The 6,599-nt window shown below is 40.3% G+C and carries 5 protein-coding genes; 1 reads left to right on the top strand and 4 read right to left on the bottom strand.

Annotation, left to right across the window (positions count from 1 at the left end):
• Positions 1–553 precede the first annotated feature (553 nt).
• The 4 genes from F0145_RS25535 to F0145_RS25520 all read right to left on the bottom strand — a co-directional run bounded on the left by F0145_RS25535 (position 554) and on the right by F0145_RS25520 (position 5,537).
• Positions 554–1,438, bottom strand: coding sequence for a hypothetical protein (locus F0145_RS25535; protein ID WP_150093436.1), 885 nt, complete (start codon positions 1,436–1,438; stop codon positions 554–556).
• Positions 1,439–1,884: 446 nt separating this feature from the next.
• Positions 1,885–2,334: an RES family NAD+ phosphorylase gene (locus F0145_RS25530; protein WP_150093433.1), complete on the bottom strand. Its 450-nt coding sequence runs from the start codon at positions 2,332–2,334 to the stop codon at positions 1,885–1,887.
• Between the two features lie 2 nt (positions 2,335–2,336).
• Positions 2,337–2,771 carry a type II RES/Xre toxin-antitoxin system antitoxin gene (gene parS, locus F0145_RS25525; protein WP_223816238.1) on the bottom strand — a complete coding sequence of 145 codons (435 nt, stop codon included), beginning with the start codon at positions 2,769–2,771 and terminating at the stop codon, positions 2,337–2,339.
• 156 nt (positions 2,772–2,927) lie between these two features.
• The gene (locus tag F0145_RS25520) at positions 2,928–5,537 is read right to left on the bottom strand and encodes an RCC1 domain-containing protein (protein WP_150093431.1); all 2,610 of its coding nucleotides are present in this window, start codon (positions 5,535–5,537) and stop codon (positions 2,928–2,930) included.
• 281 nt (positions 5,538–5,818) lie between these two features.
• Between F0145_RS25520 and F0145_RS25515 the strand changes: the two genes are divergently transcribed.
• On the top strand, positions 5,819–6,481 hold the full coding sequence (locus F0145_RS25515; RefSeq protein WP_150093429.1) for a recombinase family protein: 663 nt from the start codon (positions 5,819–5,821) through the stop codon (positions 6,479–6,481).
• The last annotated feature ends 118 nt before the right edge of the window (positions 6,482–6,599 follow it).

The raw sequence follows: 6,599 nt of genomic DNA, 5'->3' as shown, positions 1-6,599 counted from the left end.
CCATAGAAAAGGAAGGGGATTCTCATGTTAAACAGGTTCTCAAGACCAAATAATACCTTAAATCTTTAACCTTCCTTTCATCTCTTTAAACCAAATATAGGCAACAGGACAAACATAGGATAATACCAGTTATCGGCGAAAAGCCATTTGGAGGGAATGGAGCGGGAATTATTTTTAGGCTTTTTCTGGTACTTTTACTGTAAAATTAAAAAGACACTTTCCATCTCAGGCTATAGTATATTCATTAGTCCAGTTATATATATATATATATATACTAGGGTAGTGTTGGGAATATACTATATGGTTTATGTACTCTAGTTGGCTGCTAACCTTCCATCTAGTTCGCTACCAACTCCTACCGAGTGAAATCACGCTTGAAACTTTCTTTTGTGAATTGATACTTTGATTTTATCTGCCTTTGAGTGCTGAAATTGAGACTGGCAGTGGCGATGTGAAAAATGGCGAATATTTAACGGAGGACAACAAAAGATCCACAACAAACGCAATAACAGTTAAAACAAACAAAAGAAAAACGATGACTGAAAAAATATAACTAAGCTAAGTGAAATTTCTCCTGAGTTGAGTAAATATAAGCTAACTCATTCCCCGGTGAGTTGAGTTCAGCAAGCATCAAATCAGCTCTTGCATCGTGCATTGAAAACAAATTTTTTGCAATGTTTGAAAACTTTAGTTTTATTATATTTTCAAATAGTTCAGCAGAACCAACAACAAGTGACTGGAGAATGCCATTACTATATTTGATTTTATGTATTTCCAAACTCTTTCTATATCGATACAATAAATCATCAATCTCATCCTTGAGTTCAGCAGGAGGTAAATTTAGTTTTGCGGTTTTATTTGCCCACTTTCTTAACGCAGCAATTCTACCAATGTTATCTTTGTCATTCTTGAAATCCAGTATGGCTTCTAAAGGGGTTTGTTCGTTTGGAATAGGAATGTTATGAAGTAAAACATTGAGTATGATCCCTCGCTCTGTTGAATAAAAGTTCGAAGGCAGCTTCGGATTCTTTACTATAGGGACACAATGAAAATCGTGGTCAATGTCTTCGTGATTCAGCGCAAAAGCATGAACTCTGGCTATACCATCTGCATACGTGGCATAATCGTTCTGTGAAGCAACGTGCCTTTCAAGACCAATTTCAGAATCAATTACTATAGGATTTGTTCCCGGTTCAAACTTGGTATCCATTCCCCTTACAGATTTAAATATTAATCCAGTCTCCTCTAAATAATCTAAATTATCATTGAAATGAGATTGATACTCGGATGGAATGCTATTAAACTTCTCAGTGAAAACGTTAGTAATAGGTATTGCAACAACATCGAAAAGCAAGAGGGTTTGCTTTATTTCCCCTAAGAATGTACTAGTTAAATTAGGTGAAAATATAGCAGCGGTTTTATTCAAACTTGTTTCCATTTGATACCAATTTAATAGATTGTGGGTATTCTACAATACTTTACTCAAAAAATTATTAAAGGTAAATACCGTATTAACAAATGGTGGCGAATAGCAAGCATTTTATTGGTATACAAGGGTTTATGGAACACTATTTCCCCTACAACGCTAATGCTTGTTCGTAGCGAAAAAGTACTAAGTATAAGTTTTACTACTTCCCATTTCCAAACATCCCGGTGCTACCACCCTTAATTGTTGGGTTGCTCTTGCGGAGCTTTATCTAACTGCACAGGAACTTCTGTTCCATCCCAGGCATGCTCCTGGATAGCCTACATTGCTCTCTTTGGTCGAACATATATTTTAACAAAAGTCCTTATTTGCACATAATCGTTTTTATGTTAAATAGGGCTTTCGACAACCCTTGGAAGAAGCCCGCCTTCTCAAGGTATTTTCCCTATGTCACTCCCTTATTTAAGACGGGAATCAAAATCGTGCGGCCTGTTTTCCAATATTTTAATCCGCCACACGTCCGGGTGCATTGGGTTGATCAGATAATTTTTCTCGTAAGGGGAATGTACTGACGGTACTTGCATCACTAAGTACTTATTCTCCCTGATCCACTCCTCTGTAAAAACCTTTAGCTCCTTGGGATGAGGAAAGGTGTTCCAATTAGTTGGAAGGTCTTCTATATTGAGTTCCTTGTGTTCTAGGTCGTCCGGAATCTCTATGCGGATCAGGGCATAGTTCTTGGGGATGGACTTTGTGTTGGCCAGCACCTCCAGTTTGGCCAAAGAGAAGCTTTCTGCTGTATATAGAATTCGTATTCCTTTGTCATGCCATCTGCCCGACCCGAACAATCCCCCAGTCCCGGTCAAGTCCATGATATAGTCCCGGTTGGCTAAACGGTATACAACCATACTTAGGAGTAGTGGCCGTATTGAATACCAACCAATAGATCTTCCAGCTGCTCCCGGCCAATGGACGAGTCTAGCCAGTCGATTGGCCTTTCATCTCCCAAGGCGGTGTTCTTAGCGTAAAGCCATTCGGTGAATTCCTGCTCGTCTCCGAATACTTCTATGCCCTTAGCGATAATTTTAGAAATCTCATAGGCAGCCTCAGATTCTGACTTGCCCAGTCGGCTTTTTTGCTTAATAAGGCGCTGCAGCGTGCTCTCAGAGATCTCCAGGATGCTACTCATCATTTTATTGGTCAAACCTATTCTGTTCTGGAGGACCTTGATGACAGCCACGGAGATACCCTCCCGTGAAGCGATTATAAAATCATGTGTGTTATGAATGTCTCGGCCAATATTTTTGGGGCCACCCATTACTTCTACAATCGAATCAAGTGACATAATCAGTAATTTGAATGTTGCTATACAATCATTTGAACGCAATATAGCTAAAATTCGTTTACTTGATAATAGAAAAACCAAAAAGTAGCGAAAATACTATGAGCAGGGTTTGCTAAAAGTCTACGGAGTGTATTACAGGGTGTTAGAAGCTATAATTTAACTAGGGCCTAAATAATATGTAATATCATCCATACACCTTCCTTTCATAGCAATACCTCCAAGGCCTCTATTATAATATCTAGACTTCAAAAAAGCTAATTCAGTTATTCCATCTGAATCATACACCCTTCCCTCTACAAAACCCGGCTCACAAAAGGTAACTTCCAGTCTATACCATATATCTGGTTGGTTAATAAATTCTGCAGCGGACAACTGCCGATATGGATACCATAAATATCTTTCAAGATAATTAAATGTTATTCTGTTATTACCTATTGCAAAGGAATGGGTTTCTATAGGTGACGCTTGAAAGCCAAGGGAGGCACTATCTTTCACCCACAATGAAATTTTGTCTCCAGGATTTCCAAGCATTACATCAGCTCTATAAGCCCAGTCACCAATATTAATTCCATATTGACCAAAATTTGCTACATAAGGAGAAAGCACGCCGCTAACATTAGACCCGTCTCCTGGAGTTCTCCATGGCAGCCAAGGCCATGGATTTGGTCGCTCAAAATCTTCCAGTACCTGCCAGTTAATACTAGCACGAGATGCGTAGATAGTAAGATTACTACCATTATCTAAACCCAACAAATTTGTTTTAGAATTTATTACTCGGATGCGGTACCCGGTGCTAAGGGGAGTGTTGTCAGGAATGCTACAGCTGATTTGCCAATAATAGCCTGAGTAGCTAACACCTGTTCCTATAGTTACTGGCGAACTGAAGCTGCCAGTAGAATTAGATAATTGAGCTATATAAACTTCCCTCTGGTCATAATTTTCCGCTGTAATGCTTTCCGTTATGAAACCAACTAAGATATCTTTTTGACCAACGTAAAACACGTTACTCGGTAAAGAGATAGTTTCAATCGTAGGTTTAAGAGAAATGGGTACTAGTACTGGCACAGCACTATTTGAGGAAGCACTACTTCCTAATTGCCCATAATTGTTACCTCCCCAGGCATAAACGGTTCCATCTAACTTACGAGCTTGAGAATGAAAGAGCCCTCCAGCAATAGCAGTAACATCTGAAAGGTCTTTCACTTGCACCGGTACTGAACTGCTACTATAAGTACCATTTCCTAACTGACCACCCTCACCATATCCCCAAGTATAAACTGTTCCATCCAGTTTTAGAGCTAAAGAATGCTGTGTACCACTCGCAATAGCTATAATCTCTGAAAGTTCTGTCACCTGCACGGGCTTTTTACTAGTGGAAGGACCATATCCCGCATTACCCCAGGTATAGACGGAACCATCTGACTTTAGCCCTATTGAATGGTGGCTTCCTCCGGCAACAGCAATAACATCAAATAAAGCATTTACTTTCTCCGGTACTGCACTTGCTGTTGATTTAGTAAGATAGTCGTCGCCAGAACGAATATAACCATTACCCAACTGACCATAACTATCATCTCCCCAGGCATACACCGTACCGTCTGATTTAACCGCTAAAGAATGATTAGCCCCAGCGGAAATAGCGATTACCCCTAAAAGACCACCAACAGGTAAAGATGTTGAACCTCTAAAAGGTACAGCATAACTCCCCGGTTCAAAATGACCATCGCCTAACTGACCTTCACCACCAGCACCCCAAGCGTAGACAGTACCATCTGATTTCAAAGCCAAAGAATGAGCATCACCCACAGCAATAGCAGTAATGTCAGAAAGGTCGCTTACTTCTAATGGTAATGCCCCGTTATTACCTCCCCAGACATAAACCTTACCATCTGAATCTAAAGCCAGCTTATAATTTCGACCCGTTGCTACGGTTACTATTGTTTTGCCAGCTAGGGCGCCATAACCAGATATATCAACGGGAGTAGCACTATTAGAAGTGCCATTCCCCAATTCCCCATTGTCCTCACCTCCCCAACCATAGACTTTGCCATCAGCTGATATTGCATAAGAACTTTGGCTTATTCCTCCTCCTCCGTGTGCTAAGGACCATGCAAATTTTCGGAAACGCCCGTTTATCAACTCTTTTAAGTGCTGTCGGTTAACTTCCTGCGGGTTATAGTGAAAATTAAGAGTATCCTCCACTACCACTTCATTGCATAACTCAATTTTTGAGGCTTTACTTTCATCAGCCTTTGGTTCAATGGATGCATTATTCCCGACGAATTGCGGCAGTATCTCATCTAACTGACCCCGGAATTTATATTTTAAATTATCAATGTTTATATAAACAGCAGGAAAGTGCCCGAGGTCTAATAGCTTTTTCTTAAAAGAAAATAAGGTTGAAATCTCTTCAGTAAGCGAGCTCATATCGACGGGAGCTTGCTTAAAATAGGTCCATATCTTAGGCTTACCAGTATCTTTAAAACATTGGTAGGCTGTATCGAATTCTTCATCTGTATACTTTCCTACCTTAGTAAAAAACAGGCAAAACATAATGTCACATTTACGGATAGCCTGATTGTATTCGTCCTGAAGCCGGGTATCAGATATAGCATCAAGAAAGTGTTCCCATTGCAAAATCTTAAGATAAATACCTTGTTCGTGAAGCCTGTCGTTCTCTTTGCTTATAAAAAGTCTAAATTCATCTCTATCAGCCTTTAATTCAGCAGAAGATGCTATGAAAATTTTTATTGTTTTAATTGACATATTTCTTTTATACTGGCCACAACAATATACTTATAACCCTGAAAATTCAAAAGAAAAGCTATTGTGACCAGTGAAAGTAGCCGTACTGATGCAGTCTACTTGTCTCCTACATATATCCAATTATCATTCATTTTATAAACCCCTAAACGCACAATTAAAATCTAAAGTAACACCAGCCTTTTCCCCTACCCTCTCCTCTTTTGCGAAATTTCTTAAGAAATTCTGGATTTTACATTAGTTAAACGGACGTTCAACAAATGTAAAATATCTATCTTTATCCCATGCAAACAAAAAAGTATGTGGCTTATTACCGGGTATCAACTGCCAAGCAGGGGGCTAGTGGTTTAGGGCTGGAAGCGCAGCAGTATGCCGTCGCCGCTTTTCTGAAAGGTGGTAAGATTGCTGGGGAATACATTGAGGTGGAGAGCGGCAAGAAAAATAACCGGCCGCAGCTGGTGGCTGCCATCGAGCAGGCCCGGAAATTAAAAGCGACGCTGGTCATTGCTAAGCTGGACCGGCTCAGTCGCAATGCCTCCTTTATTTTTACCTTAAAGGATAGCGGGGTAGATTTTGTGTGCGCCGATATGCCTGATGCGAATACTTTAACCATCGGCATTTTTGCCGTACTCGCCCAGCACGAGCGGGAGCTTATCAGTAGTCGAACGAAAGCGGCCCTGCAGATGAAGAAAAAGCAAGGCATAAAGTTAGGGAAGCCGGAAAACCTGACGGACCAGGCGCGGGTTACCAGTCTCCTGGTACGCCGGCAGAAAGCGATTACCAATGAGCATAACCAGCGGGCGACCGCACTGATTCAGGTATACCGGCAACAGGGAATGACCTGGTTAGCGATTGCGGAAAAATTAAATCAAGCTGGTTTTAAAACTAGCCGGGGTAGTCAGTTTCAGGCGGTCCAGGTACAACGAATCTACTTTCGAGCTGGTTAATGCCAGTTTTTATTCTTAAATAGCTTTTATATGCAAATTTTTATATATTGTTATTTATTGTATTAAAGATTTCTATTAAAGCATGTTTTATCTTAATGTTGAGAATGCTGTATGTAGA

This window comes from Adhaeribacter rhizoryzae (assembly GCF_008629685.1).
Classification (GTDB): domain Bacteria; phylum Bacteroidota; class Bacteroidia; order Cytophagales; family Hymenobacteraceae; genus Adhaeribacter; species Adhaeribacter rhizoryzae.
The sequence above is the reverse complement of the archived record's forward strand: the minus strand, read 5'-3'. Positions and strand labels throughout refer to the sequence as shown.

Excerpts from the sequence above, each read along its gene's own strand:
- F0145_RS25535 (WP_150093436.1), bottom strand. The coding sequence starts at position 1,438 with ATGGAAACAAGTTTGAATAAAACCGCTGCTATATTTTCACCTAATTTA.
- F0145_RS25530 (WP_150093433.1), bottom strand. The coding sequence starts at position 2,334 with ATGGTTGTATACCGTTTAGCCAACCGGGACTATATCATGGACTTGACC.
- F0145_RS25515 (WP_150093429.1), top strand. The coding sequence starts at position 5,819 with ATGCAAACAAAAAAGTATGTGGCTTATTACCGGGTATCAACTGCCAAG.
- parS (WP_223816238.1), bottom strand. The coding sequence starts at position 2,771 with ATGTCACTTGATTCGATTGTAGAAGTAATGGGTGGCCCCAAAAATATT.
- F0145_RS25520 (WP_150093431.1), bottom strand. The coding sequence starts at position 5,537 with ATGTCAATTAAAACAATAAAAATTTTCATAGCATCTTCTGCTGAATTA.